The sequence below is a fragment of the Nostoc sp. 'Lobaria pulmonaria (5183) cyanobiont' genome (assembly GCF_002949795.1).
In the GTDB taxonomy this organism is placed as follows: Bacteria; Cyanobacteriota; Cyanobacteriia; order Cyanobacteriales; family Nostocaceae; genus Nostoc.
Genome location: NZ_CP026692.1, coordinates 4,719,863 through 4,746,472, shown reverse-complemented (window position 1 = coordinate 4,746,472; position 26,610 = coordinate 4,719,863). Strand labels below are relative to the sequence as shown.

Annotated in this window: 24 protein-coding genes and 2 pseudogenes; 10 read left to right on the top strand and 16 right to left on the bottom strand. The window is 41.4% G+C overall.

Going from position 1 to position 26,610, the window contains the following annotated elements:
- Positions 1-63 precede the first annotated feature (63 nt).
- Together NLP_RS20865 and NLP_RS20860 are read left to right on the top strand one after the other, a co-directional pair.
- A complete protein-coding gene (locus tag NLP_RS20865; RefSeq protein ID WP_199784656.1) occupies positions 64-1,272 on the top strand; it encodes an asparagine synthetase B family protein in 1,209 nt (402 codons plus the stop codon).
- A gap of 616 nt (positions 1,273-1,888) precedes the next feature.
- On the top strand, positions 1,889-2,092 hold the full coding sequence (locus NLP_RS20860) for a hypothetical protein (RefSeq protein WP_104908059.1): 204 nt from the start codon (positions 1,889-1,891) through the stop codon (positions 2,090-2,092).
- Between the two features lie 140 nt (positions 2,093-2,232).
- Here NLP_RS20860 and NLP_RS20855 read toward each other — a convergent pair whose 3' ends face one another.
- Positions 2,233-3,741 carry a UbiD family decarboxylase gene (locus NLP_RS20855; protein WP_104908058.1) on the bottom strand — a complete coding sequence of 503 codons (1,509 nt, stop codon included), beginning with the start codon at positions 3,739-3,741 and terminating at the stop codon, positions 2,233-2,235.
- A gap of 187 nt (positions 3,742-3,928) precedes the next feature.
- On the opposite strand from NLP_RS20855, the pseudogene NLP_RS20850 reads away from it, so the two are divergent.
- Positions 3,929-4,336, top strand: a pseudogene (locus NLP_RS20850) (Uma2 family endonuclease); the annotation flags it as partial.
- 98 nt (positions 4,337-4,434) lie between these two features.
- On the opposite strand, the gene NLP_RS20845 reads toward NLP_RS20850, so the two are convergent.
- The 3 genes from NLP_RS20845 to NLP_RS20835 form a co-directional block, all read right to left on the bottom strand.
- Entirely contained in the window at positions 4,435-4,731 is a 297-nt protein-coding gene (locus tag NLP_RS20845) for a hypothetical protein (RefSeq protein ID WP_104908057.1), read from the bottom strand.
- 182 nt (positions 4,732-4,913) lie between these two features.
- A complete protein-coding gene (locus NLP_RS20840; protein WP_104908056.1) occupies positions 4,914-5,495 on the bottom strand; it encodes a Uma2 family endonuclease in 582 nt (193 codons plus the stop codon).
- Positions 5,496-5,530: 35 nt separating this feature from the next.
- Positions 5,531-5,998 carry a VOC family protein gene (locus tag NLP_RS20835; protein ID WP_104908055.1) on the bottom strand — a complete coding sequence of 156 codons (468 nt, stop codon included), beginning with the start codon at positions 5,996-5,998 and terminating at the stop codon, positions 5,531-5,533.
- 75 nt (positions 5,999-6,073) lie between these two features.
- Between NLP_RS20835 and NLP_RS20830 the strand changes: the two genes are divergently transcribed.
- Complete coding sequence (locus tag NLP_RS20830; protein ID WP_104908054.1) at positions 6,074-6,547, top strand: DUF4385 domain-containing protein; 474 nt, start codon at positions 6,074-6,076, stop codon at positions 6,545-6,547.
- A 462-nt stretch (positions 6,548-7,009) separates the two neighbouring features.
- On the opposite strand, the gene NLP_RS20825 is transcribed toward NLP_RS20830, so the two are convergent.
- The 3 genes from NLP_RS20825 to NLP_RS20815 form a co-directional block, all read right to left on the bottom strand.
- Entirely contained in the window at positions 7,010-7,882 is an 873-nt protein-coding gene (locus tag NLP_RS20825; protein ID WP_104908053.1) for an S-methyl-5'-thioadenosine phosphorylase, read from the bottom strand.
- A gap of 75 nt (positions 7,883-7,957) precedes the next feature.
- On the bottom strand, positions 7,958-9,034 hold the full coding sequence (locus NLP_RS20820; protein WP_104908052.1) for an AI-2E family transporter: 1,077 nt from the start codon (positions 9,032-9,034) through the stop codon (positions 7,958-7,960).
- 432 nt (positions 9,035-9,466) lie between these two features.
- Positions 9,467-9,619: a lmo0937 family membrane protein gene (locus NLP_RS20815; protein WP_096607063.1), complete on the bottom strand. Its 153-nt coding sequence runs from the start codon at positions 9,617-9,619 to the stop codon at positions 9,467-9,469.
- Between the two features lie 307 nt (positions 9,620-9,926).
- On the opposite strand from NLP_RS20815, the gene NLP_RS20810 reads away from it, so the two are divergent.
- The 4 genes and pseudogenes from NLP_RS20810 to NLP_RS36180 all read left to right on the top strand — a co-directional run.
- Positions 9,927-11,060, top strand: a complete 1,134-nt coding sequence (locus NLP_RS20810) for a metallophosphoesterase family protein (protein WP_104908051.1) — start codon at positions 9,927-9,929, stop codon at positions 11,058-11,060.
- A 244-nt stretch (positions 11,061-11,304) separates the two neighbouring features.
- Positions 11,305-11,538: a hypothetical protein gene (locus NLP_RS20805; protein WP_104908050.1), complete on the top strand. Its 234-nt coding sequence runs from the start codon at positions 11,305-11,307 to the stop codon at positions 11,536-11,538.
- Between the two features lie 107 nt (positions 11,539-11,645).
- Positions 11,646-12,011 (top strand): hypothetical protein, encoded by a 366-nt coding sequence (locus tag NLP_RS20800; protein WP_158680480.1) that lies wholly within the window; start codon positions 11,646-11,648, stop codon positions 12,009-12,011.
- 191 nt (positions 12,012-12,202) lie between these two features.
- A pseudogene (locus NLP_RS36180) lies at positions 12,203-12,577 on the top strand (ISH3 family transposase); the annotation flags it as partial.
- 253 nt (positions 12,578-12,830) lie between these two features.
- Here the strand turns inward: NLP_RS36180 and NLP_RS20790 are convergent.
- The 9 genes from NLP_RS20790 to NLP_RS20750 form a co-directional block, all read right to left on the bottom strand.
- The gene (locus tag NLP_RS20790; RefSeq protein WP_104908048.1) at positions 12,831-14,312 is read right to left on the bottom strand and encodes an amidase; all 1,482 of its coding nucleotides are present in this window, start codon (positions 14,310-14,312) and stop codon (positions 12,831-12,833) included.
- Between the two features lie 95 nt (positions 14,313-14,407).
- Positions 14,408-14,632: an AMP-binding protein gene (locus NLP_RS20785; protein WP_234017004.1), complete on the bottom strand. Its 225-nt coding sequence runs from the start codon at positions 14,630-14,632 to the stop codon at positions 14,408-14,410.
- Positions 14,577-14,879 carry a hypothetical protein gene (locus NLP_RS35075; RefSeq protein ID WP_325034689.1) on the bottom strand — a complete coding sequence of 101 codons (303 nt, stop codon included), beginning with the start codon at positions 14,877-14,879 and terminating at the stop codon, positions 14,577-14,579. The genes NLP_RS20785 and NLP_RS35075 overlap by 56 nt, the downstream gene beginning before the upstream one ends.
- 77 nt (positions 14,880-14,956) lie before the next feature.
- Entirely contained in the window at positions 14,957-17,017 is a 2,061-nt protein-coding gene (locus NLP_RS20775; RefSeq protein WP_104908047.1) for a tetratricopeptide repeat protein, read from the bottom strand.
- Positions 17,018-17,211: 194 nt separating this feature from the next.
- Entirely contained in the window at positions 17,212-19,074 is a 1,863-nt protein-coding gene (locus NLP_RS20770; RefSeq protein WP_104908046.1) for an aspartate kinase, read from the bottom strand.
- A 121-nt stretch (positions 19,075-19,195) separates the two neighbouring features.
- Positions 19,196-19,765 carry a Uma2 family endonuclease gene (locus NLP_RS20765; RefSeq protein ID WP_104908045.1) on the bottom strand — a complete coding sequence of 190 codons (570 nt, stop codon included), beginning with the start codon at positions 19,763-19,765 and terminating at the stop codon, positions 19,196-19,198.
- 651 nt (positions 19,766-20,416) lie between these two features.
- On the bottom strand, positions 20,417-22,654 hold the full coding sequence (locus NLP_RS20760) for a tetratricopeptide repeat protein (protein ID WP_234017003.1): 2,238 nt from the start codon (positions 22,652-22,654) through the stop codon (positions 20,417-20,419).
- Between the two features lie 60 nt (positions 22,655-22,714).
- Positions 22,715-23,089: a hypothetical protein gene (locus NLP_RS20755; RefSeq protein ID WP_104908043.1), complete on the bottom strand. Its 375-nt coding sequence runs from the start codon at positions 23,087-23,089 to the stop codon at positions 22,715-22,717.
- Between the two features lie 404 nt (positions 23,090-23,493).
- Entirely contained in the window at positions 23,494-24,426 is a 933-nt protein-coding gene (locus tag NLP_RS20750; protein ID WP_104909957.1) for a lysylphosphatidylglycerol synthase domain-containing protein, read from the bottom strand.
- A gap of 155 nt (positions 24,427-24,581) precedes the next feature.
- Here NLP_RS20750 and NLP_RS20745 point away from each other — a divergent pair, with 155 nt between their 5' ends.
- Positions 24,582-25,562, top strand: a complete 981-nt coding sequence (locus NLP_RS20745; RefSeq protein WP_104908042.1) for an alpha/beta hydrolase — start codon at positions 24,582-24,584, stop codon at positions 25,560-25,562.
- 138 nt (positions 25,563-25,700) lie between these two features.
- Positions 25,701-26,609 (top strand): alpha/beta hydrolase, encoded by a 909-nt coding sequence (locus NLP_RS20740; RefSeq protein ID WP_104908041.1) that lies wholly within the window; start codon positions 25,701-25,703, stop codon positions 26,607-26,609.
- Position 26,610: the final 1 nt, after the last annotated feature.

The window sequence follows — 26,610 nt, the reverse complement described above, 5'->3', positions numbered from 1 at the left end:
GGTAGACTGCTAATTTTACTTTCTACCATTTTTTTTGCCTAGATTATATTTTGGACGGGTCTATTGGACGAAGCGATTCGACTCCGCTTGCAAGCTGATGTACCAGTTGGCTGCTATCTCAGCGGTGGACTCGATTCGTCTACTGTGTTGGGAATGGCAGCTAGACATACCTCTCACCCGATACAGGCGTTTACTATCGCCTTTGATCAACCCCCTTATGACGAACAAGCTTTCGCTCGCGAGACAGTTGAACATGTCGGGGCAAATCTTCATATCCTTCCAGTCAGCCAATCCGATCTTGTCAGCAACTTTGCCGATGCCGTTTATTACGGTGAGAGGCTTTCCAACACTATCTCCACGGCTGGCAAATATCTATTGAGCAAGGCGACGCGAGATATGGGTTACAAAGTTGTACTTACGGGTGAAGGTTCTGACGAAATCTTCGGAGGATATGTCGCTATGCATGAGGATATGTTGCTCTACAATAGAGAAGGACAAGATGAACAGACTGTACAGCAGCTATTAGCAGAATTGCAATTGAACAATCCAGTTTCTGCACTTTTATTAGAAACTGATGCATCAAAGATGCCTTTAAAGGGCGTGCAGCGGACTTTAGGTTTTGTACCAACTTGGCTCAAAAATATTTCAGCTGGCCTGATGAAAGCCGGTATAAAGAAGCTTTACCCTTTTTATACGCCTGCATTTGCTGCTTTTGTGGCAGAACGCGATGCCTTTCGGATTTTTTTAAATCGCTTAGATGTACAGGGTCAACTAACTGGGCGGGAACCCGTCAATCAATCCCTTTCTTTGTGGTCTAAAACGGTTTTGCCAAACTACGTTTTGAGAATGCTGGGCGATGGTGTAGAAATGGCACATTCTATTGAGGGGCGTCTGCCATTTCTTGACCATCATGTGGTTGAGCTAGTGCGTGACTTTCCTGTTTCACTCAAAATCCGTGGTGCGACCGAAAAATATGTGCTGCGAGAAGCGGCACGCCCTTTCTTGACAGACACGATGTATTATCGTAAAAAGCACTCGTATTCTTCTCCACCTTATGCTCTGCAAAGCAATCAGCCATTGCAAGAACTACTCCAGGATACTTTGCGAGGCGAGGTGATGAAATCACTACCGTTCTACGACCAAAAAGCAGTTATTGCACTCCTAGATCAACTGCCCGAAATGGATGACAGTAAACGCACTCAAGTAACTTTTACTCTGACAGGAATGGTAAGTGCTTGTATTTTACAAGAACGGTTTAAACTGACGGGATAAATAAAAGGTAAAACCAGGGTTTGTGTCCTCACCTCTGCTGAGATAGCTTTACTGTTAAGGAATTACCAGAATATGTAATTGAGCAAGCCTTTGCGAAACTGAAAATTAGATACAAGAAGCGATTGTTTGATAATAGTTAATGTGACTTAAAGTCAAAGATCGCTGAAAATTAAAGGATAAGCTTCCCGAACCTATAGCCTGACTGGTTTTGTGGTCAAATACCCGTTTTGCGAGAGTGCGATCGCCTCCGGCGGCGATCGCAAATATTGGATTTGCGCGCTCGGCTCAAAACATGAGACAAAGGGCGTGAAATGTATTCGGAAATTAGCAAGACAATGCTTGCCCACGCCCAAGAATTAGTCTACACCCTAGCCCTGTGAAGGTGACAAATAGCCGGATAATAATGCCATGCGATCGCAAAGGAAAAAGTAGCGGAGGATATGGTGAATGCTGGGTGCAATATTTGAGCGTTTTGTCAAAGAGAGTCCAATAAGTGTAATGGTTCGAGAGCTTATGGAAAGAGTATTCGCGCTCTTATACAATCAATCAAATATTTGAGGAAAACGCTTCATCCCAGTACACGCGAGAACTACTTTTTTCCAGGATTGTGGAACTAATGAGTTTAGTAGTATGCGGGATTCACCCATCAGTCAGCGCAGCCTATCGCCTAAAAGCCGAAGAAATGAATCTTAGCACGGCTGTTTACGACAAATTAAATGGAGTCGAAACTACAGTTAGTTCGGCGATCTTAAGAGAAACAGCCATCCCACTAGCAAGTTTGATAGATTGCTTAGGCGTAGCCCGTCGTAGCTTTTGCTGATGATCAAAGAGATATTTATATCAGGCTATGTTCTCCAGCTTTTTCATTCTAATATTTTGTTAGTTTTGGGTAAGTTAAACTGATAAAAATCAGTTAAGCTGATAGCCAGCAGAGATTTTTACCAGTTTCTATCTAACACGTTACCTCATATCATAGCCAAACAAATTCGGGTCTACTTCTCCTAACTGCAACTCTGCCAAACCATACTCCGCCCATCGTCTCTCTACCATCGCCGCCACATCTGGATCGGATTCTAAAGGCGAACCCCATTCATGGTTTGTTTCCGGCGGAATCTTTGTAGTTGCATCAATTCCCATCCGTCCACCTAAGCCAATCTTTTCACTGGCAAAATCCAACGTATCAAAAGGTGTATTTGGCAAAATAAAGACATCTCGCACTGGGTCAACTTTGGAACTAATGGCCCACACAACTTGACGCGGATCGCGAATATTTATGTCTTTATCCACCACAATTACAAATTTGGTGTATGTAAATTGTGGTAAGGCACTCCAAAATGCTAAAGCCGCCCGTCGCGCTTGTCCTGGATATGCTTTATCAATGGAAATAATCGCCGCTTTGTAACTCAAAGCTTCCATTGGGAGGAAGAAATCGACAATTTCTGATACTTGTTGCCGCAGTATGGGCGTATAAATGCGATTTAGTGCGATCGCCATCATCGCTTCTTCTTTGGGTGGACGACCGCTAAATGTTGTTAAGTAAATCGGATTTTTCCGGTGCGTCATACACTCGAAGCGAATCAACGGCGAATCTTCTACACCACCGTAATAACCCATGTGGTCGCCAAAAGGCCCATCTGGTAAGACTTCCCCTGGTGTAATCGTTCCTTCCAAGACAAATTCGGAATCTGCGGGAACTTCTAAATCTACAGTTTTACATTTCGCCAACTGCACGCCAGAACCGCCGTACAGTCCAGCAAACAGCCATTCTGATAAATCTATAGGGATGGGTGTGGCAGCTGCCATGATAATTAGAGGATCTACACCAAGTGCGATCGCAACTTCTAATTTTTTCCCACGTTCGGCTGCTTTTCGCAAATGCCTCGCCCCACCCCGCACCGATAACCAGTGAACCGTCATCGTATTCTGAGATTGTAGTTGTAAACGATATACTCCTACATTCGGAGTACCAGTTTCACAATCCTTGGTAATTACTAGTCCCAGCGTGATAATCTTGCCAGCATCATTAATATAAGGACGTATCAAAGGCAACTTATTTAAATCTAAATCATTACCTTGAAGCACAACTTGCTGACAAGCGGGGAAAAAGTCTCGTCCTGGTTTCGCCTTCACCACATCAAACAGCACTTTTCCAAAATCTATCGCCTGGGAAATCTTCTTCGGTGGTTTCGGCTGTTGCAGCATACTCAATTTTTTCCCCAGAGTTTCCAACTCCTCTGGATGCTGCATATTCATCGCCCAGCAAATCCTTTCCACAGTTCCCATCAAATTTACCGCCACCGGAAAGGAAGCACCTTTGACGTTTTCAAACAACAACCCTGGGCCACCTTTTTGCAGCATCCGGTTGGAAATCTCAGCAATTTCTAAATCTGGGTCAACTAAAGCTGAAATTCGCCGTAATTGTCCTCTTTCTTCCAAAATTTTAATGAATCCCCGCAAGTCTCTCGCCATTGTTCTAATAAAGCTGATTATTTAAGAAGTGTGAAGCGCTTTCTTATATTATGGGGCATTGGGGATTGGGCATTGGGCATTGGAGAAGAGGCAAAGAAGAAACTTGTTCAATCACTCTCCCTTGTTCCCCCTGTCCTCTCCATTCGGGAAATTGTTGGTTTTAATTCAATACAGTGGAATTAAACCAACACTCTGCTTAAATAGAGACAATGAACTGCAACCAGATGGGGTGCTATTAATCACACCAATAGCTCAAGGGCAATCTCGTTTGAGCGATGATGATTACATCAAAGGTGCGCCAGAACTGGTAATAGAGATAGCAGCTAGTAGTGTTGCTATTGATTTACATGACAAGAAAAAAGTTTATGGTCGTAATGGAGTAAAAGAATATATTGTTTGGCAAATATTTGAAAACAAACTAGATTGGTTTAGCCTGCAACAAGGAGAGTATGTCTCTTTAGAAGTGGATGTAGATGGAATTATCAAAAGTCAAGTATTTCCTGGTTTGTGATTGTCAATGTCAAATTTACTTACTGGCAATATGCAGCAAGTCTTAGCTGTATTACAGTTGGGATTAAATTCGCCAGAACATTAAAGATTTGTGCAGCAGTTGTCTAGTCAGAATTCAGGAGTTAAAATTCAGGAATCAGAATAGTTAAAAAATCAGGAAAATATTTGATGAATATTTTGGCATCAATCTATTTTTTGAAGAAGGAGACTGGCGCTTTTGGTTGCACTATCCCAAACAATCCAGTTAAAAGAATTATCTAAATCTTCAGGGCTGTTTGAAACTTTGAAATATAGCTTTTCTTCGCGTTTTCTTTCAATAGCAAAGTCTGCATTTTGAGCATAAACGACTATAAAACCTTTGTCTCGCAAACAATACATCGCCCAGGCTTTCAATGATTGCTTGTATGGTTCGTGTGGAATTGGCGGTTTTGCGATCGTGTCTTCAATTACTTGAAATATTTGCGTGAGTTTAGCGGTCATAGTAAATTAAGTAGTGTTTTTTAAGAGCCAAGGCAAAGGTCATTTGCAGCTATACATAAGAAAAGATTGAGTTTTTAAACTCACAAAGGTGGGTTCTGCTTGTGTGGATGTGGTTTCCAAGCGTTGATTTAACTGTGTATTTCTAACATCTGTTCTATCCATTAGAGCATTTTAAAATATTATTATCCCCAAATTTTTTTCAGATTTAGTACAAAACCAGGTAAAACACTTTCTCCAGAAATAGTTTGAGGTGATTTTAAAACTTCCACATCTTGTTCAGGACGATAAATTTCTACTTCCTGTTTTTTTAGATTTATTAGCCAACCTAAACGACACCCATTTGACATATAATCATGCATTTTTTTTTCTTGCACTTTTTTCAAATTGTCAGATGGTGACATTATTTCAATCGCAAAATCAGGACATAAAGGAATAAATTTTTCTTTTTGTTCTTTCGTCAAATTATCCCAACGAGATTTTTCCACCCAAGAAACATCAGGAGAACGATCAGCCCCTGAAGGTAAAGTAAATCCAGTGGAAGAATCAAAAACTTCACCTAGTAGCTTTTGTTCATTCCATGATGCTAATTGCAGAATTAAATTAACGTTACTTCTTCCAGTTTCTCCTCCCGTCGGTGGCATTATGACTAGTTCTCCTTGGGCATTGCGTTCTAGTTGTAAATCGGGGTTTTCTTCACACAACTGATAAAACTGCTCTCTTGTCAGTTTCAGAATTGAATTCAGGTTTAATGTCAGTGCTGTCATAGAAGTATTTCCCTTTTTTACTGACAAATAATTATTTAATGGACATCTGGATCGCAACGAATTTCAATCATAAAGCCATCTGGATCGTAAAAATACACTCCTCTACCAGTAGGACGAGTGACTGGGCCATGTGCGATCGCTATTTTATTTTCTCCGAGCACTGTCACCGCGCGATCGAATAACTGCGGATCTATATCAAAGGCTAGATGATACGCTCTAGTAAAGGTCTTTTCTGGATTGGGATCTGGTGGTGTTAATTCGGGTTCCCCAAATAAATCTAGAATTGTACCATCAGGAGTGATGAAGTTGGCTACTTTCCCAGATGCGACTAGTTCCACTAGGGTTGCGGGTACTTCGTCGCCTGTGAGTTCGTGCAAACCCAGGATTGTGCCATAGAAGTAGCGCGAGGCTTGCATATCCTGGACGTTGAGGGCAATGTGATGCACTTTACGCAGATTTCCTGGCGCAAGGACACTGTTCAGGGATTGGGTGCTAGATAGCATAATCAACAAAATCTCAATACTTAGATAGAAGTTGAACTTTTTTTTAAAGTTTACTATTCCTAATAAAAATCTATCATGGCTTTTGATTATTCTTTAGACTTTAAAAATATTGATTTTCGCCAACATCCTGAACTCTATCGTGTTGGCAAGGGTGAGCAGGGTGTACTTTTGGTTGAACCATACAAATCAGAAATTCTTCCTTACTGGCGGTTCAAAACTCCTGATATTGCAAGAGAGTCGAGTGAAAAAATCTACGAGATTTTTCTTGATTATTTAAAGAAAGATGATTTTGTCGGTGCCGATATGGCACGGAAATTTATCCAAATGGGTTATACTCGCTCTCGCCGTTATGCTAATCATAAAAACGGCAGGAAATATAAACAAAATTCGGAAGATTCAGGTGACAAAAAAGAAATTCTTCCTTATGAAGTAGACCCAGTGAAGGCGGAATCAGCAGCAATATTTAAAGCCAAGTGGCTACAAGCAAAGACAAATGAGAAATATCAAGAGCTTTTAGCCAAGCATAAGCAGATGTATGAGCTAAAGTAAGACACCATTAACTTTCAATTGAGCGGCTTTCACAGAGCGTATTACGTGAATGAACCTCTGAGCTTGGCGAATGAGAGACCATTTATAAAGTAAATCTTAAGTAGGGTGTGTTATGGCTTTGCGATCGCGCACCATGTTGTATGGTAGTGCGCGATCGCGCTTACCCTAATGTTTTTCGTGACAAAGCATACCAAAATATATGCCTAACATACCCGACAGTAATTTTATTTTCGCCTCTATTATTTCAAATAATCGTGCGTTATCGAATAACCTGTCGTAGCGATCGCTCTTGCTCTAATCTAATTAAGTACAGCATTTCATTAATTCTTAACAAATTAAATTTTGCAATCCCCAGCAATGCCAATGCGTTTCCCTGCATAAAAAACGCTACGCTTTTACGCAAAACTGTACTAAGAAACTGCGTAAGCGTAGCCCGTCATAAACATCGCTCATTCACCAAGACTACAAATACTTCTGCAACAATAACCCCAGCTTTTCCTTCGTCGCCGCTGGTGCTTTATCCAATTGAGTCAAAATCGCATGTTGCAACGCCGAATGCGCCTCACTCGGCGGCGGATTTTCACTCAGGCGCCGTACAGTTTCTTGAATCACCTTTTGAGCATTCACAGCATTCCGCAGTAAATTGCCAATCACTAATTCTACTGTCACACTGTCATGGTCTGGATGCCAACAATCGTAATCTGTCACCAGCGCTAAAGTTGAGTATGCAATTTCCGCTTCCCTGGCCAACTTCGCCTCTGGTAAATTCGTCATGCCAATGATTGTTGCACCCCAACTGCGGTAAAGATTCGATTCTGCCTTAGTGGAAAAAGCTGGCCCTTCCATGCAGACATAAGTGCCGCCGCGATGGAGAGTAACTTCTGGTAAATTGAGAGATGCGATCGCATCTGCCAACACACCAGCCAAATTCTTACAAATCGGATCGCCAAAGGCAATGTGAGCTACAATTCCCTCACCAAAAAACGTTGAAATCCGATTTTTTGTCCGATCAATAAACTGATCTGGCACCACCATATCCAATGGTTTCGCTTCTTCCTTCAAGGAACCCACAGCACTAGCTGAAATTAAATACTTCACACCCAATTGCTTCATCGCATAGATATTAGCGCGAAATGGTAATTCAGAGGGTAAAAGCGTGTGATTGCGGCCATGACGCGCCAAAAAGGCTACCCGTGTAACATCCAAAGTTCCCAGAATCAAAGCATCAGATGGTGAACCAAAAGGCGTCTCTACTCGCACCTCTTCGACATCTTTGAGGGCATCCATTTTGTAAAGACCGCTACCACCAATAATCCCAATACTAGCTTGAGCCATGATTCTGAACCTGTTCTTTGCTAATCTGCTACACCACACAAAAGTGTATCAAAGACTAGCTAGAGAATTACTTATTTAGTTGTTCGATTTAACATCTATTTTACTTTCAATTTCTCCTTCATTTAAAGTAGGTTCTTCAAGCGTAAACTCATCAATAAGCGTAATTATCACTGCCGCAGCAGGCACTGCAAGTAGCACACCAATAAATCCAAATAGCTTACCCATTACCAGAAATGTCACAATCACCATCACCGGATGGATATTAACTTGCTGACCCATTACCACAGGCTGAACAATATGGGCATCTATTTGATTCATTACAAAGAAAAGTATCAACACAAATACTAGCTTTAGCGGTGAAATACTCAATGCTACTAATGCTGGTAAAAAAGCACCAATAATCGAACCAAAGTAAGGAATTATTTCAAATAAACCTGCAATAATCCCAAATGGCAGGGCTGAGGGAATCCCCAAAATAAAAAGTCCAAACGTTGCTCCAACACCCAGAAATATCATCGCTATCCCTGTCCCAAAAATCCAACCCCGCAATCTTGTCTTGCAAGCTTTAAGAATTCGTTTAAACTGCTGATGATGTCGTGTTGGTACTAATCTTAAAATCCCTTTCACTAAGGAATTAGGATCGTAAGCCATGTAAAGTGCTAGAATTAACGTCGCTACCAACTCCACTGTTAAACTTAAAGCTTCACCTAAGAAAACTGGTATTCCACCTAGTAACTCGTTAGCCAAGTTCCGTAATTGTATTAGTGCTTGGGAAATGTCCGGAATAAAAGAGAATTTCTGACGCAGTTGCTCAACATGTTCTGTCAATCTATCGAGATAAGTTGGTAATGTTTTGATTAATTTTTGAGACTCAAACGTTACACTGGGTAGAACTACAGTAGCTAATACTACAATAAATCCGACGATTAATCCAATTAGTAGCAGAACAGCAACATTCTGTGATTTGACTAACTTTTGCAAAAACCGTAATAGCGTTCGCAAAATTAAAGCAATCAATGCTGCAACAATTAAAAGTTCTAATACTGGTAAAAGTTGGTATAAAATGTAGAGTGCTACAGCTACCATTACTGCCAATGGCGCACCACGAGTTAACTGCGACCATCCATTGTCTGTATCTCTGGGATTCGCCATTAATTATATATCACTTATTTTTCTATTTGAATTTTAAAAATTCAGTGCCAGCGACGGCGCAGAATTTTTATCTTTAACAAAAGAGCAATATTGGCGTCAGTCGCCAGAATTCTATTGCTTGTATTCTATGGGGCTGGTAGATAAATAAACAGGTTTAAGTCCCCCACCAAATTTTCATTTTTGTGGTGTTCAATTCTTGGCGGTTCTAAATCCCCCAAGAATTGATTCTTAATTCTGCATTCTTCTTCAGTAGCACCTTTTGCCTACTTAACACAAGTCTAGTTTTTATCTCCTGTTTCAGCCTATATCAACCAAATAATAATTCTCTAAAAATAAATCAATTTTTTCAGAAAATCTACGCTTAAGTCTCAAGCTGATGTATATGATTTAACTAACTTAACTTAAGAAGTAAAAGTGTCAGAAGTTATTTATTCACACATCACGCGCTTTGAAAAAATTATAGATAGCAAGGGCAATGGCTAAAAGCAACACTGCATGAATTAAATTTCCGGCAATATGAAGTGCCAGTCCTAATGCCCAAAAAGCAATTAGTACAACAACAATACCCCAAAGTATACTCAACATATATTTGCTTTGAGTCAAGTAAATTTTAATTTGTTCATATATTTTACTCCCTAGCTTCACTTTTTATCCCAGACTCATCGATATAGACAACTTTCACTTTCTTCAAGCAGGGCTATTTAAGCAATAAACGCTTCTCGTTTGCACTTGGAGTGTTCTTGAGTGCTATAGGTCTTTTTTTCACGTATAATCGATGCTTAATGTATACAAATGTTAAATAGACGCACTTCTACGCAGGGAAACAAAGCAAGCGTTATACTTTTGGGAAAAGGCTTATTTTAACCCCTGCTTTTAACATTTTCATAAATCAATGAGTCTCAATTTTCGCTTTGCGGTAGTCAGCGACTTACACCTGGCACTTCCTCACACAATCTGGGATCATCCCAGCCGGTTTCATCTGGTGGAAGTAAGTATCTCAGCATTTAAAAGTGTACTAGAACATTTAACACAACTCGATTTAGATTTCTTGTTGTTGCCAGGAGATTTAACCCAGCACGGCGAACCAGAGAACCACGCCTGGTTACAACAATGTTTAGCCCAGCTACCTTTTCCCGTCTATGTTGTTCCTGGTAATCATGACGTTCCTGTGCTGTTGGCCGATCAACAATCAATTGCTTTTGCAGATTTTCCCTACTATTACACAAAGTTTGGCTACGAAGATCCACGGCAGATATACTACATTCGTCAATTACTGCCTGGAGTTAAGCTGATTGGACTAAATTCTAACTCCTTTAACGATCAAGGAGAGCAAGTGGGGTGTTTGGATGCCAAACAGCTACGGTGGTTAGAAGAGGTGCTGGCGGCATCTGGTGATGACTTAGTTTTGGTGATGGTTCATCATAATGTGGTGGAACATCTACCCAATCAATCGAACCATCCACTGGCAAATCGCTATATGTTGTCCAATTCAGCAGAACTATTGCAGCTGTTGAGGCGCTACGGAGTCAAGCTAGTGTTTACCGGGCATTTGCACGTTCAGGATATTGCTTACGCCGATGGGGTATATGATATTACCACTGGTTCTTTAGTTAGCTATCCTCACCCTTACCGAGTGCTGGAGTTTCATCGGGATAACCAAGGTAAAGAATCGTTGCAAATTTTATCCCATCGCGTAGAGTCAGTGCCTGAGTTTCCCGACTTGCAACAGTCATCACGGCAGTGGATGGGCGATCGCTCTTTCCCTTTCCTAATTAAGCTACTAACTCACTCTCCATTAAACTTACCATTATCACAGGCAAAAGAATTAGCTCCTGGTTTGCGCGACTTCTGGGCAACTATTGCCGATGGGGATGCGGTGTTAGATTACCCTCATTTTCCCCCAGAAGTGCGGCGCTATATTCAAACATATAGTGCATCACAGCCCAACCCAGGTATTGCCACTGCTGGAACTTTGACTCTGATTGATAATAACAGCACACTTTTACTGGATAAGAGTTTACCCTAGCCCTGTGAAGGTGACAAATAGCCGGATAATAATGCCATGCGATCGCAAAGGAAAAAGTAGCGGAGGATATGGTGAATGCTGGGTGCAATATTTGAGCGTTTTGTCAAAGAGAGTCCAATAAGTCTAATGGTTCGAGGGCTTATGGAAAGAGTATTCGCGCTCTTATACAATCAATCAAATATTTGAGGAAAACGCTTCATCCCAGTACACGCGAGAACTACTTTTTTCCAGGATTGTGGAACTAATGAGTTTAGTAGTATGCGGGATTCACCCATCAGTCCGCGCAGCCTATCGCCTAAAAGCCGAAGAAATGAATCTTAGCACGGCTGTTTACGACAAATTAAATGGAGTCGAAACTACAGTTAGTTCGGCGATTTTAAGAGAAACAGCCATCCCACTGGCAAGTTTGATAGATTGCGTAGGCGTAGCCCGTCGTAGACATCGCTCCGCAGCATTGGAATGTATTTGCCGATTTTGAACTTGAACAGCTTGCTTTTATTCTCCAAGATTTGGCTTCGAGGGTTCGTTTGAAGTCTTTTCTCAAACATATCCGTGCTTCAAAGAAGAAGAAAGACCCTCCCAAGTATGACCCTCAACATCCACATGTCTCGACTGCCAAACTTTTGGCGACTCCAAAAAAGTCACCTTGACAGGGCTAGAGTTTACCCTTACAACCTGATTCGTTCGGGCAATTTACAGAAGTACTACCAACTGCTTTGCAATTTTGATTTTCTGTTGGGCAAAATTCAACATCCGGTATTTGGGGTACAAGCGTTAATTGAGGATTACGATTTGCTGGATGATCCGGAGGTAGAGAAACATCCAGACTATAACCCTGAAATAGTCAAGGCATTGCGATTGATTCAGGGAGCATTACGGTTATCTGCTCACGTGTTAATGGCACAGCCAACACAATTGGTATCACAACTATGGGGTCGATTGGAGAGCTGATATACCGGAGATTCATAGATTGTTGCAGCAAACAAAGCAGAATCAACAGTAAACCAAAAAGTTTTTCCCAAAGAGCGATCGCTAATTAACTTACGTGTTTTAAAGACCAACAGACTTTATTCGAGATTCTGACTCATGCTGCTAGCAATGGAGATAGTATTGAAAATACAGCCAAATTATTAAAGAATGTTCCTACAGGCAAAAAAAGTTATAAAACTACTTATACAATAACAAGAGATAAGGATGATTCAGTTACATTTGACTTATGGATTATTTGTAAATACAGGAAGGAAAATCGTAATCAGCGTGGAGTTCAATACTTTGTTTATGTTACTCACAAGGTAAGAACAAATTTAGATTACATTTATCAAGATTATCGAAAAAGATTTGGGATTGAAACTAGTTATCGTCTGAAGAATATTTGTCGAATTATAACGAATAATAAAAATCAAGTTTTGATATTACTATTCGTGGGTATATCTTTTCTTTTAGTTAATATTTGGGTCAATCTACTTTGGCTCAAAATCAGTCGTAAAAGGAAAGGTAGTCGATTAATTTATAGCACTCGCATTTGCTATTTTGGCGAACTCATTTGTTATTTCGGCGAACTCATTTGTTATTTCGGCGAACTCATTTGCTATTTTGGCGAACTTATTTGCTATTTTGGCGAACTCATTTGCTATTTTGGCGAACGCATTTGCTATTTCGGCGAACTCATTTGTTATTTCGGCGAACGCATTTGTTATTTTGGCGAACTCATTTGCTATTTTAGTGATTGGGTTGTTTGAGTTTTTCAACTTACTGTGATACCATATTCGGTTAAAAATAGCCTAATGGATGGCGGAAATCACCAACCGCTTTGTCAAGTTCTTGAGCGATCGCTAGCAACTCCATCTCGCGCCATCGCTTGCCAATAATTTGTATTCCAATTGGTAAGCCATTGTGAGTTTGCCCGATAGGAATCACCACCGCCGGATGACCACTGAGATTAAATGGCATAGTGTAAGATCCGTTTGCCACTGCATAAGGATAGGATTTGCCGTCTATATCAATGGCGCTCCAAGCCGGACAATGGGTAAATGCAGGAGTTGCTGTCACAGGAGTGAGCCATACATCCCACGCTTCTAAAGCTTCATCGATTTGGGCAATGAAGCGATCGCGCTCGGTAAGTGTCTCGAAATATCCTCTTAAGCTGGGATTCAAAATTTCTGGCAGAAAGCTACTGAAATTCCCCAATTTTCGCAATTTTTTGTCGCCTTGAGTTGCCGTGCGAAAAAGTAACTCTAAGCTGCGTAGCACATTATAGCGATCCTTGGGTTGGGCGTAGTTGTTGATATATGCTTCCATCCGTCCGCAGAGGTTCCACACTGTCGATAAATCAAAATCTTTGGGAAGCCAACGTTCAACATGAGTACCTGCTTGAGCAAGTTTTTGCACCACTGTCTGTACTGCACCTCGAATTTCCGCAGCAACGGGAACCTCTACCCATTCATCAATCCAAGCAATTTTAAGATCCTGCAAAGACTTGCCTGATGGAGTATCAAGGGGAATCGGTGGCACATCTGGGCGACGCAGATCCGCACCAGCGATGAGCGAGAAACAAAGGCGAATATCTTCGAGCGATCGCGCAAAACAGCCAATAGTTAACATTTGTCGCAAGCATAGCGGCATTCCTGGTACTTCAGGGATACTTCCGGCGGTGGAAATACGGCGATCTGTTGGCTTTAAGCCATACACACCGCAGAAAGTTGCAGGCTGGCGCACGGAACCTGCAAGATCGTTACCTATATCTAATGGTGAAAGTCCGGCTGCAACAGCAGCAGCACTACCTCCAGAACTGCCACCTGCTGTATAGTCAAGATTCCAGGGATTATTTACCCGTGGAAACAGAGAATTTGTACTTTGAAAATCACCAGCCAGTTCTGCCATGTTGGTTTTTCCCAGGATAACGGCTCCTGCTGTTCGCAGCCTTGCAACAACGGTGGCATCCTGTTGAGGAATGTAGTCTTTGAGAGGAATGTAACCCGCTGTGGTACGGAGTCCTACTGTTTCAAAAATGTCTTTGATTGTCACAGGGACACCGTGCAGAGCGCCCCAGTGTTCTCCTCTAGCTAGGGCTTCATCTGCAAGCTTTGCTCTGGTACGAGCATTGTCTTCGTCTAACGTGCAAATCGCATTCAGCTTTGAGTTGTGTTTATAAATCTGCGCCAGGTAAGCATCGAACACTTCGACAGCAGAGACTTGGCGATCGCGAATCATCTGAGCAAGTTGATGAGCGGGTAGAAAAACTAAGTTACTCATAGGTTGATTTCACCTCATTTGTCAAATTCTAAGGCTCGATCGAGTTAATTATATTTACTTAAGTTTAAGAACTTACGAGGTTTAAAACTCCAGGTCTAATTGGGTGTTAGCGATCGCAGTATACTCTCAAAATTAGGATGAGCATCAATTATTGTTGCTCCAGAATTGGTAATTACATACTCTAATTCTGGACGTGGATCGGAAACACACAGAGGTACAGCTATGCCACCAGCACGCCAAATTCCCCATTGAGTAGCTACATACTCAAACCCAGGCGGGATGAGAAAGGCAACTCGCTGCTCTTTGCCAGAGTTTATCAACGTGATGAACCAATTCTTGATTGAATAGTTCTTTCACTGGCTGGCCGATCCATTGAAAATCTTCATTATCCATAATAGCCATAAGTAACTTGATGCTTTGAAAATTACGGCGTCCAGAACGAGTCGATTGCCTCATTGTGGCAATTTTTTGGTACGTTGATTCATCACCAGAATTGTCTACAACTTCATCTTCTAAATCATCAATTTTTCTATAAATATAGGTAAATACAGTTTCGTAATTATTCAAAATATCTTTAAATATGAGATAAAAAAGATAGTCAATTCCTAACTTAGTTGATAGTTAACACTATATTGAGTGGTAGCTCAATTTTTTTCTATTTTCCCAGATTTCGGGCGAGTAGTTGGCGCTGGCGCTGACTTATTTTGCAGAATTGCAATTTCCCGGCGTGCATCTTGATAACTATCTTGTTCCCCTTGCTGTTGGAATAGTTTTGCAGCTTTTTTGAAGTCTGCGATCGCACCCGGTTTATTTTTCTGTTTGGTGCGAATCACACCCCGATTATAATAGGCTAAGGCATTGTTAGGATTAATTGCGATCGCTCGTGAATAATCCTGATTTGCAGCTTTTTTATTTCCTAGTTCAAGATAAGCATTACCACGGTTGTTGTAAGCTGCTATATTATTTGTATCTAGTTTCAGCGCTGCGGTATAATCTTCAATAGCGCCTTTATAATCTCCAAAAGAAAAGCGGTGAATACCTCTGTGAATATAAGCTGCAATAAATTTAGGATCGATCTGTAAAATAGTGTTGTAATCTTCAGTAGCTTCTACTTGATTTCCCAGATCGCTATAAATATCACCACGATTCAGATAAGCTTCTATGTATTTGGGATTGATATTGATTGCATCTGTGTAATCTTTAATTGCTTCATCTTTTTGTTTATTAATAGATTGAGTTAAACCCCTTTGATAAAAAGCTTTAGCATCGCTAGGATTAATCTTAATTACTTTATCAAAATCTTGGATTGCTTCAGGTCTTTGTTTGAGGCGGCGGTGGAGAATACCTCGTTGCAAATAAGCTTCGGTATACTGAGGTTTGAGAGTGATCGCTTTGCTAAAATCTCCAAGTGCACCTTTATTATCCTTCGATTGAGCACGAGCTAATCCTCGTCCATAGTAAGCATAAGCATCTTTGGAATTTAACTTTATTGCTTGAGTATAATCTGCGATCGCTTCTTTGTATTTGCCTAATTCCGAAAAAGCAAATCCTCGGTCAAAATAGGCATTAGCATCTTGAGGATTCAGTAAAATAGCTTGGCTAGAGTCTGCTTGTGCTTGCTCATAATCTCCTAATCGATAATAAGCATCACCTCGCCGATTATAAGCTAAAGCGTTTTGCGGCTCTAATTCAATAATGTGATTGAAATCTTCAACTGCTCCTTCATAGTTTCCTGACTCATATTTATTTACTCCCTCTTGGTATAATGTCTGTTGGGCATCACTTACAAGTTTTGGCGATCTCAATTGCCACGCTGCAACAATAAGGGTAATACAGCCAGCTATCCCCCCTAGAACTAGTAATAGTTTTTTCTGATGCTGTTTTTGTCGATCGTCATCAACATTTATTAACTTTTTCAGGTCGTCTAAAACTTCCGTTGCATACTGGTAGCGCTGACGATAGTCAAAACGCACCATTTTATTAATAATTTTTACTAATTTTCTGTTAAATTTTAAATTTTTATCGTGCCAAAGTATTTCACCTGTCAGCTTATTTTTCTGACTTCGCAAATTAGATATTTCCTTTGTAGGTAAACCTTTTAGTGCTGCGATCGCAACCATACCTAAAGCATATATATCACTGTTATATTTGAGGTTGCCGTTAATTTGTTCTATCGGCATATACTCGGAATTGTCAACAGTATTATCGATCGCTTCATTAAAAGTACCCAAATTAACTAAAACTAACTTTTTATCTGATTCTCGGCGAATAATATTTGCTGGTGTAATATTCCGATGAATTACGCCATAGCTATGTACAACCACCAAAGTTTCTAATATCTCTGACAAAAGACTAATTACTTGGTCTTCCTTGAGAAGTTGTCCCTGAATGATTTCGTCAGTTAAAGGATTACCAGGTATGAATTCTTGAACTAGATAAAATTCTTCATTTTCTTCAAAAGAAGCAATGAGCTTTGGAATTTTATCGTGTTCTTGTGCGAGTTTCTCTAAAGTTGCCGCCTTACTGGCAAACAAGCGGCGTAGGATTGTTAAAGCTTGAGGATTGCTATTAGGAAGAGATAACTGCTTTACTATAAATTCTTGACCATTCAGATTAACATCTTCAACTAGATAGGTTTTCTCTTTTCCGCCATTATTGAGAACTTTTAGTATTTGATAATGTCCATCTAGGAAATGACTATTCATCAATATAAATTATAGTCTGATAAATTGTTCGATTATAGCTTACGTGTTATTAATACTGATTTTAAAATATAAATATTTATTTATTAAGCAACTTCAAATGAGATCGAGGCGTGGGCTGCTACCGCGTGTATATTGCAAAGTCCCTCTCCCAAGCTTGGGAGAGGGATTTAGGGTGAGGGGGTTTGATTCAGGTTTTATACTGGAACGACAAATTTCTCGCTACCAGCTAGTTCAAAGGCTGCATGAATGGCTTGCAAAGCTTTAACACCTTGCTCTTGCGCCACAACACAACTAATTTTGATTTCTGAAGTGGCAATCATTTGAATATTGATTTCTTGTTGGGCTAAAGCTTCAAACATTTTAGCAGCAACACCTGGTTGTCCTACCATACCTGCACCGACAATACTCACCTTAGCGATCGCACTATCTAAAACAACTTCACCCCATCCTAATTCTGCCGCTACTTGAGTGAGCATTTTTTTGGCATTTTCTCCGTCTATCTGCGAGACTGTAAAGGCAATATCTCGCCTGGGAACACCATCAATCACTCGGCAGCGCTGAGATTGGATAATCATATCAACGCTGATATTATGCTGCGCTAATAATCCAAATAATTTCGCCGCCATCCCCGGACGATCTGGCAATTGACGAATCGCAAGACGCGCTTGATTCAAATCGAGAGCAACGCCTCGAACCGGGGGAGAGGGAGGAGATAAGGGAGACAAGAGAGAGGAGGGAGACAAGGGAGAAGTTTCTTCAATGATTCTTTCTTGTCCCCTTGTCCCCCCTTTCCCTGCTTCGATCTCAAAGGCGGTGCGGAGTGCTGTGACGGCGCGATCGCACTGGGCAGCATTGACTACACAACTGACTTTCACTTCGCTGGTGGAAATCATTTGGATATTCACACCAGCTTCAGCTAATGTGGCAAACATCTTTGCAGCTACACCAGGACGGCCAATCATTCCTGCGCCTGCGATGCTGACTTTGGCAATGTTGTGTTCTACCATTACCTCGGCTTCGTCAAATTTGGGGTTAGATTGACTCCTCAGTGCTGGGGCGATCGCTGTTGCTACTGCTTCTGCCCGTTTTAATATTGGTGTTGTGACAGTAAAAGCAATGTCATTACTGTTACCTTCATGAACTGACTGAATAATCAAATCTACATCTACTTTTTGCCGAGAAATTTCGCCAAATAACCTGGCTGCAACACCTGGCTTATCGGGGACGCGCAACAAAGCGACCTTTGCTTGGTTAGTGTCAAATTCTACATGATCTACAGGACGGGCAATTTCTAGATTGATTAGCGATCGCCCTTGGGGTTTGACTGATGTCACCCAAGTACCTGGTTGATCTGTCCAGCTAGACCTCACTACAAGGGGAACACCGTAGTTACGGGCAATTTCCACAGCACGGGGATGCAGCACTTTTGCACCCAAGCTAGCTAATTCCAACATTTCATCGCAGCTGATGGCATCCATCAACTGGGCTTCGGCAACTAAGCGGGGGTCTGTAGTGAGAATCCCTGGAACGTCTGTATAAATTTCGCAAAAATTCGCTTTTAATGCGGCTGCGATCGCCACTGCTGAGGTGTCGGAACCACCACGACCCAAAGTCGTAATTTCCATCTCTCCGACGCTGGATATACCTTGGAAGCCAGCTACTACAACTACTTTACCTGCATTTATGTGGCGAGTTAGGCGAGTAGTTTCAATATGCAAAATCCGAGCGCGGCTGTGTTCGGCTTCAGTAACAATTCCTACTTGAGCGCCAGTCATGGAAATTGCGGGTTGTCCGAGTTCCTGCAAAGCCATGCTGAGTAAGGCAATGGTTACTTGTTCGCCAGTAGAAAGCAGCATATCCATTTCCCGGCGATTAGGATTTGGAGAAATTTCAGTAGCTAGTTTGACGAGTCCATCGGTGGTTTTGCCCATTGCCGAAACCACTACGACAATAGAGTTTCCAGCTTTAACAGTTTTATAAACACGCTGTGCAACAGCTTGAATACGTTCCACTGAACCGACAGATGTACCACCGTATTTCTGAACTATGAGCGCCATAACTTTTTATTTAATCAATTGTGCCTGCTTTCATCAACGCTTCCGCCTGGTAAGGAAGCCTTCAAGGCTTATCAGTTATATAGTTTACTAAATATTGCGGCGAATGCCCTATAATAATTGATTATTCAAAAACTACATCTTCGTAGAGTGCTGCCATTGTTTCCTCAAAATCCACGCTGTTGAGTCGAAATGATTGATGTTCTGCTGTGTAGGATTGTAAAACCCACAACCCTTGCTCATTGCGTCGAAAACACTCAACTCGTTGACGTTTTGTATTAATTAAAACATATTCTTGCAGACTTTCCAGGGTTTGATAATCGGCGAATTTGTCGCCCCGGTCAAAGGCTTCAGTAGAATTAGATAAAACTTCGACAATTAAACAGGGAAATCTTTTATAACCTGGCGTTTCTTGATCTCGTCGATCGCAAGTAACCATCACATCGGGATAATAAAAGCGATTCAGAGATTCAATTCTGGCTTTCATGTCAGCGATGTAAACACGAGAACCAGAGCCGCGCAGATGATTACGGAGGAAAGCAAATAAGTTTCCCGCAATGGTAACGTGTGGATCTAGCGCTCCAGCCATTGCGTAGATGTAGCCGTCGATGTATTCATGTTTGATATTGCTCTGTTCCTCCACTTGGAGGTATTCTTCAACGGTGACGTAGTTTTGTTGAGGCGAGGCTATCATAGTTGAAACTTTAAGGTTTGAGTAATATTTATTGATGGCAAGTATACTTTATAATCCAATACGTTTCCGTTAAGGCAAGAGACGCGATAAATCGCTGTCTTTACAAGAATGAATCTTTTGTAGAGACGGCGATTTATCGCGTCTTTAAGAGCGATCGCCTCTAGATTTACACTTCTTTTATAGAGCGATATCTCTGACGGGCTACACCTACGCCAGTTTTCGCTCAATGATATACCAAAATGAATGCGTGAATTACTCAAATGAGAAAGCAAACTGGGGTTTGAGAAAGTAAAAGCTTATTTGACTTGCGGAAAACACCAAAATGAGAAAGCAAACTGGGGTTTGAGAAAGTAAAAGCTGATTTTGCTTGCGGAAAACACCAAAATGAGAAAGCAAACTGGGGTTTGAGAAAGTAAAAGCTGATTTTGCTTGCGGAAAACACTAAAATGAGAAAGCAAACTGGGGTTTGAGAAAGTAAAAGCTCCTTTTGAGTAAGTAAAAGCTCATTTTGAGTAAGTCGAATGGCATTTTTACTTAGTTAAATATGAATTTTAGTCTAAGCGATACCTTCGGTGAGCTTCGCTAACGCGCTTTTCAGTTTGATCACGGTACGCTTTGCACAAAACCTATAAATTCGTATCCCCATGTAGTCTATTCTGGATTTGAGGAGAGGCGATCGCGAAGATTTGCTAGATTTTCACGGCACTTAACAGTCCAGGGATGATTCACCCCTAATCGTTGCTCACAAATCTCCAAAGCTTGCAGATACAATGGTTCAGCTTCGGTATAACGTCCTTGTAAATAGTACAGTTTTGCCAGATTGTTGAGACTAACTGCGACATCTGGATGTTCTTCTCCCAGCAGCTTGCGCCTGAGTGCCAAAGCTTGGATGTGAAGGGGTTCGGCTTCGCTGTATCTGCCTTGAAAGTTGTAAAGTGTCGCTAGGTTGTTGACACTAAGTGCAACAGATGGATGTTCTTCACCCAGCAGCTTGTGGTACAGTGCCAAAGCTTGGATGAAAAGGGATTCAGCTTGGCTGTATCTGCCTTGAGAGTAATAGAGACACGCTAGGTTGTTGAGACTAAGGGCGACATCTGGATGTTCTTCACCCAGCAGGTTGCGCCTGAGTGCCAAAGCTTGGATGTGAAGGGATTCAGCTTGGCTGTATTTGCCTTGGTAGTTGTAGAGTGTCGCTAAGTTGTTGAGACTAGCTGCGACATCTGGATGTTCTTCACCCAGCAGCTTGCGCCAGAGTGCCAAAGCTTGGATGTAAAGGGGTTCGGCTTCGCTGTACCTGCCTTGGGAACGGTAGAGTGTCGCTAGGTTGTTGAGACTAAGTGCGACATCTGGATGTTCTTCACCCAGCAGCTTGCGGTAGAGTTCCAAAGCTTGGATGAAAAGGGGTTCGGCTTGGCTGTATCTGCCTTGAGAGTTGTAGAGATTAGCTAGGTTGTTGAGGCTTTGGGCGACAGATGGATGTTCTTCACCCAGCAGCTTGCGGTAGAGTGCCAATGCTTGGATGAAAAGGGGTTCGGCTTGGCTGTATCTGCCTTGAGACTCGTAGAGTCCCGCTAGATTGTTGAGACTTTGTGCGACATCTGGATGTTTTTCACCCAAGCGCTTTTTAGTGACCTTTAAACACTGCTCATACCAAGGTAAAGCTTGGTTATATAAACCTTGACCATAGTAAAATCTAGCATTGCTGGTGAAAGTCCAAATTAAATCATCATCACTGACATATTGAATGAGATTCTTCGCTACTTCAGCTAGATGAGGTATTGCAGGTGTGACATCGGTGATTTGCTGAAGTGTAGGAGTTTCAGGAATATCTTTAGCAACTGCTACCATTACCCGACAAACGGAGCGCTTAAATTCCTCTCCCTGTTCTAAACCTGTAAGCTTATATTGGAAAAACTCTCTCAACAGTGGATGCAGTTGATAGATTCCCTCACCTTTGCGCTGGAGTAAATGTAGATTCAGCAAGCTATCGTCTCTAATTTCTTCTAAATCTTCGGTATCTTCCTCTGGTAAACACTGTTCCACCAACTTCCAAGGTATGGGTGCGGCGGCAAATAAACTCAATAAACAACCCAATTGTTTATCGTCGTCCTCTAACTCCTGCCAACTCAACTCAAAGGCTGCTAACACACCTCGTTGTGCTGTCATGTCGGCTTCCGACTTAGATTTAGAAAGGGAACGCTCATCTAATCGCTTGTTCTTCAACCGCCGCAACATTTCTGCTAAAGATAAATCCTGTTTCCGCGCCAGATAGCGCCCCACTAATTCCACACCTAAAGGTAAATATCCTAGCCACTCACATAACTGATTTGCTACAGTCAATTCTCGCCCAATTCGCTCTGGTGTTTCCTTGAGTAAAGACCTTAATAACTCCAGCGCAGCCTCTGGTTGCAGCACATCCAAAGATAACTGTGCGATGCGTCCCAAGTTTTGGCGCGTAGTCATCAGCACTTTAAACCGAGAAGGTAGCGACTGAAAGTAAGGCTTAACTTGCTCGTAGTCGCTGACATCATCCAACACTAGCAGCACATCACCCTCACGCCAACGCCGCCAGCAATATTGCACTTGGGCGAGTAATTTTTGGTTAGAATCTTCTGTTAAATCCTCTGGCGGGTTTAAGTCAAGCTGCGTTCTGGCAAACTGCACAACTTGAATGCCCACATCCTCAGTTTTTGCCAGCAACCAGCAAATTCCACCCTTGTAGGTTTCATGGTGAGCCTTTGCATATTGTAAGGCGAGTTCTGTTTTACCAACTCCACCCATACCAGCGATCGCAGCGATCGCAACTTGTTTATTATCCTGCAAAAGTTGGTGAAGATTTTGCAATTCCTTTTTACGTCCGACAAATTCCACCACCCCACTCAGGGGCAAATTTTGCGGTATTTTAGTAGAAGGATTTGACTTTACCCGTTCCCCTTCAGGCGACTGTAGTCAAAAGTTAAAGGTATTGCCAGAAACAGTATTAGTTCCGCCTTTAATGATTATGCCTTTATAGTTTTCAATAGTTTGAGTCAATTGCGGTTGAGCTTCTTTAGCCAATGCTGCAACAGCTTGAGCAATTTCATCATCTTTCTTTGCCGCCTCCTCTACCTGCTGCCCAATAAGATAAGCTTGACCATAATCTAAAGGTTGTGTTTTTGCCTGTTCGATAACCTTCGCCATGCTAGGTTCCTTGCGTTTGAGCAGAACTAACAACTTTTCGCCTTCGTTCCAAGCCTTTTCGCCGATGATTTCCCCAGTTTTTTCAAAGGCTTTGGTGATTACCAAAGTTGCGATCGCAGCTGCTGTCAATGATACTGGCTCCATAAGTTTGCCAAAGTATAAAAGATTTTACTTATGGCTCTTAGTTTAACAGTCTCTTAGAGGTTGTTTGAAAAGTAGTTGGCTATGATTTTAGGCACTTATCGATCCCCCTAAAAAAGGGGGTAACCGGAATTAAAGCCCCCCTTTTGAAGAGGGGTTGGGGGGATCGATAACGTTTTGCTACCGACGAAAGGACTTTTAAAACATCCTCTGAAGATAACACCGCAGGATTCCGCATTTAAAAATAACAGTAGTGATTGATTTTACAAATTTGATATCAACAGCCCTCACCCTAAATCCCTCTCCCAAGCTTGGGAGAGGGACTTTGAAATTGCCTCCCCTTCTCCCAATTTTGGGAGAAGGGGTTGGGGGATGAGGGCTTTTGATTCATGCAAGAGGTCTATTTTTTAATTCCCTGCTCTAAATCTAATTTCATAAAGTCCTAGTAAGCCTGCTGCTACTAGCAAAGGTAAGAAATAATAGACTCCCCGATAAGCTAACATTGAACCCAAAATTGCCGCCGCCGAAACTTTTGAGGAAAGAATCAGCAAAATTATAGTTTCAAATACTCCCAAACCACCGGGGACATTACTAACCACACCTGCAAACATCGCTAGTAAATAAATGCCCAAAAAGTCTAGATATGACAAAGATATATTGCTAGGAAGTAAAGCATAAAGAACTGCTGCCGCCAGAATCCAGTCAAAACTAGAAATTGCTATTTGAGCCAAGGATATGTTAAAAGAAGGAAATCGAAATTCATGTCCACGAATTATTAATGGTTGTTTAATAAAAATGCTTCCTAGTAAATAAGCCGCAACTAATAGTAGAAAAATTACGCCAATGGGACGCACAGTAGCAAAAGGTAAATGTAATTGAGTGGGAATCTTCAAGGGGTTGATGAGGAACAATAAACCTGCAACAGCAAACATCCCCAACCAAAAAGTAAAATTGGCGAAAGCAATTACTTGAGCGATCGCAACTGCTGACACTCCCCAACTAGCATAAAATCGATAACGGATAGCACTGCCAGTTAGCAAGGCAAAACCGATGGTATTACTAAATGCAGAGCTAATAAAGTTAGTGAAAGCAATCTTATTCCAACTTAGGGAACGATTAATGTAGTTAAAACCTAAGATATCGTACCCAATCATCACTAGATAGCCCAAAGCTGTCAGCCAAATTGCCCAACTTAAACGACTTTTGGGAATAGCAGCTAGAGAATTGAGGATATCACGATAATTATACTCATGCAATTCGTGAGCGATCGCCCACAGAGAAAGCACCAGCAGTAACAAGCCAAACAAAGAACTAAAATTGAGTCGCAGCTTTTTAAGCATCATGAAGAAACTTATCCTAACTCTTGACTTTTAATTTACAACCAGTCGCAAAGTTTCCATCCTGGTGACACAGTATCGACATATCATTTGCATAAGCTTTTGAAGGCAAGCATCAATTATCCAATAATGCCTTGTTTAACCAATGCCCTTCAAAGATGAACTACAAACAATCTAAAATTCTCTTGCTATTTTCAGTATTAACCCTAGTTGGCTGTAATTTCTCTCAAGGTGTCGTCGCAAAACCACCGCAACAGCAGGATTTACAAACAACGCCTTCTGTTCTTCCAACCCAGCGCAATACTAGCAACTCAGCAACTCCCCTAACCTATAAAATTGAAACCTACGATAGTAAAGTAATGGGTGCAAGTCGCACTTATGGCGTTTCTTTACCTCCTGGCTATGAGCAAAACTCAAAACAAAGGTATCCTGTAATCTTTCTCCTCCACGGTGGACATGGTGATCCCAGTAGTTGGTTTATTCAGAATAAAGGACAAGCTCTCAAGACTGTAGAACAACTTTATACTACAGGTAAGTTGCCACCCAGCATCATCATTACACCAGATGGCAACGACAAGCGTGGCTCTAGCCCCTACCAAGATCCCGAATATATCGATGGCCCTAACGGTAAAGTCTCTACAGCCGTAGGCGATGAATTAGTAAAAGTTGTACAAAGCCGTTATCGTACAATAAATAATCCAGATTTTTGGGCGATAGGTGGTTTATCTTCTGGTGGTTGGGGAGCAATCAATGTCGGATTACACAATGTAGATCGTTTCTCAATTTTATTTAGTCATAGTGGCTATTTTAAAGATAAAAGTGGGCCAGCAAATAGCCCAATATCTTATATTAAAACCATTCCCTTTCAAGCTCAAAAAAAGCTGAAAATATATCTGGATTCGGGTACATCAGATACTGATGAACTCGGCGAAGCAGAGCGATTTAGTAAAGTCCTAAATCAGTTGAAAATTTACAATTCATTTCGCCAGTTTCCTGGCAGTCACACTTGGCAATACTGGCGGAAACATTTAGCCGATTCATTGACATTTGTCGGCGAACAATTTCGACGAGCTTCAGAAACAGCAAATATGCCTGCTAATTTAAGTATTAATCATCATAAAAATAATCAAAATAATTAGCAATTAGCACTAGAAATAATACTGTTTTGCCAGATCGTTTATATTTAAACGTCAAGATAAAAAACTCTGTGGTAATTTTTCAGTAAATTAACTATATTAAGTTGTTAATGGAGGTGATGTTTTTTACATTTAAAGAATATGAAGATTAATAAATTGTTAATTAGCTTGGTAGGAGCGATCGCACTCCTTACTAGCGCTGGTTATTATTATGTATTCATCTTAGGTGCGCCACAACTAGACCCACCCAAAAAAGAGGCAAATACTGGGCTAAAGTTTCAATTAGCAACCTTTAACTCCCAAGCAATGGGTGCAGTCCGTAAGTACGGCGTGATTTTGCCCCCTAGTTATAGCAAAAATCCGCAAAAGCGCTACCCTGTGATATTCTTACTACACGGAGGTCATGATGACGCTCGTGCTTACGCTAATAAATACGCACTTTTAGACGTATTGCATGAACTTTATCAAAGTGGAAAATTACCGCCATCGATTGTGATTACACCTGATGGTAATGATAATCGCGGTTCTAGTCCTTTATACGACCCCGATTATTTTGATGGGCCGAATGGCAAAGTAGGGACTTTGATTGGTTCAGAATTAGTACAAGTTGTCAAATCGCGCTATCGCACTTTGGAAAAACCCCAATTTTGGGCGCTAGGAGGTCTATCTTCTGGAGGATGGGGGGCATTTAATATTGGATTACGCTATCTCAACAACTTCCAGATTTTGTTTAGCCATAGCGGTTACTTTACTGATGACAGCGGCTCACAAAATAGTCCTCAACAAATTGTGCAACAGCTACCAGTTAAAGATAGGAAGCGATTGCGTATTTATCTAGATGCGGGTGTGAACGATACTAATTTGCTAGCTTCTACCAAAGTTTTCAACGAAACCTTAAATAAATTAGGCATTGCTCACGTATTTTATGCATTTCCTGGAGGTCATGGTTTGTCTGGTGCAGATATTGGCTGGAACTACTTTCACAAACATCTAAAAGATTCACTATCCTATGTCGGAAAACAATTTCAAAAGTTAGGAGTTAGGAGTTAAG

Coding starts and splice junctions, on each gene's coding strand:
- NLP_RS20810 (WP_104908051.1), top strand. CDS start 9,927: ATGAGTCTCAATTTTCGCTTTGCGGTAGTCAGCGACTTACACCTGGCA.
- NLP_RS20805 (WP_104908050.1), top strand. CDS start 11,305: ATGAGTTTAGTAGTATGCGGGATTCACCCATCAGTCCGCGCAGCCTAT.
- NLP_RS20825 (WP_104908053.1), bottom strand. CDS start 7,882: ATGGCTCAAGCTAGTATTGGGATTATTGGTGGTAGCGGTCTTTACAAA.
- NLP_RS20815 (WP_096607063.1), bottom strand. CDS start 9,619: ATGTTGAGTATACTTTGGGGTATTGTTGTTGTACTAATTGCTTTTTGG.
- NLP_RS20840 (WP_104908056.1), bottom strand. CDS start 5,495: ATGACAGCACTGACATTAAACCTGAATTCAATTCTGAAACTGACAAGA.
- NLP_RS20745 (WP_104908042.1), top strand. CDS start 24,582: ATGAACTACAAACAATCTAAAATTCTCTTGCTATTTTCAGTATTAACC.
- NLP_RS20750 (WP_104909957.1), bottom strand. CDS start 24,426: ATGCTTAAAAAGCTGCGACTCAATTTTAGTTCTTTGTTTGGCTTGTTA.
- NLP_RS20830 (WP_104908054.1), top strand. CDS start 6,074: ATGGCTTTTGATTATTCTTTAGACTTTAAAAATATTGATTTTCGCCAA.
- NLP_RS20835 (WP_104908055.1), bottom strand. CDS start 5,998: ATGCTATCTAGCACCCAATCCCTGAACAGTGTCCTTGCGCCAGGAAAT.
- NLP_RS20800 (WP_158680480.1), top strand. CDS start 11,646: ATGACCCTCAACATCCACATGTCTCGACTGCCAAACTTTTGGCGACTC.
- NLP_RS20770 (WP_104908046.1), bottom strand. CDS start 19,074: ATGGCGCTCATAGTTCAGAAATACGGTGGTACATCTGTCGGTTCAGTG.
- NLP_RS20765 (WP_104908045.1), bottom strand. CDS start 19,765: ATGATAGCCTCGCCTCAACAAAACTACGTCACCGTTGAAGAATACCTC.
- NLP_RS20845 (WP_104908057.1), bottom strand. CDS start 4,731: ATGACCGCTAAACTCACGCAAATATTTCAAGTAATTGAAGACACGATC.
- NLP_RS20790 (WP_104908048.1), bottom strand. CDS start 14,312: ATGAGTAACTTAGTTTTTCTACCCGCTCATCAACTTGCTCAGATGATT.
- NLP_RS20775 (WP_104908047.1), bottom strand. CDS start 17,017: ATGAATAGTCATTTCCTAGATGGACATTATCAAATACTAAAAGTTCTC.
- NLP_RS20860 (WP_104908059.1), top strand. CDS start 1,889: ATGAGTTTAGTAGTATGCGGGATTCACCCATCAGTCAGCGCAGCCTAT.
- NLP_RS20755 (WP_104908043.1), bottom strand. CDS start 23,089: ATGGAGCCAGTATCATTGACAGCAGCTGCGATCGCAACTTTGGTAATC.
- NLP_RS20855 (WP_104908058.1), bottom strand. CDS start 3,741: ATGGCGAGAGACTTGCGGGGATTCATTAAAATTTTGGAAGAAAGAGGA.
- NLP_RS20740 (WP_104908041.1), top strand. CDS start 25,701: ATGAAGATTAATAAATTGTTAATTAGCTTGGTAGGAGCGATCGCACTC.
- NLP_RS20820 (WP_104908052.1), bottom strand. CDS start 9,034: ATGGCGAATCCCAGAGATACAGACAATGGATGGTCGCAGTTAACTCGT.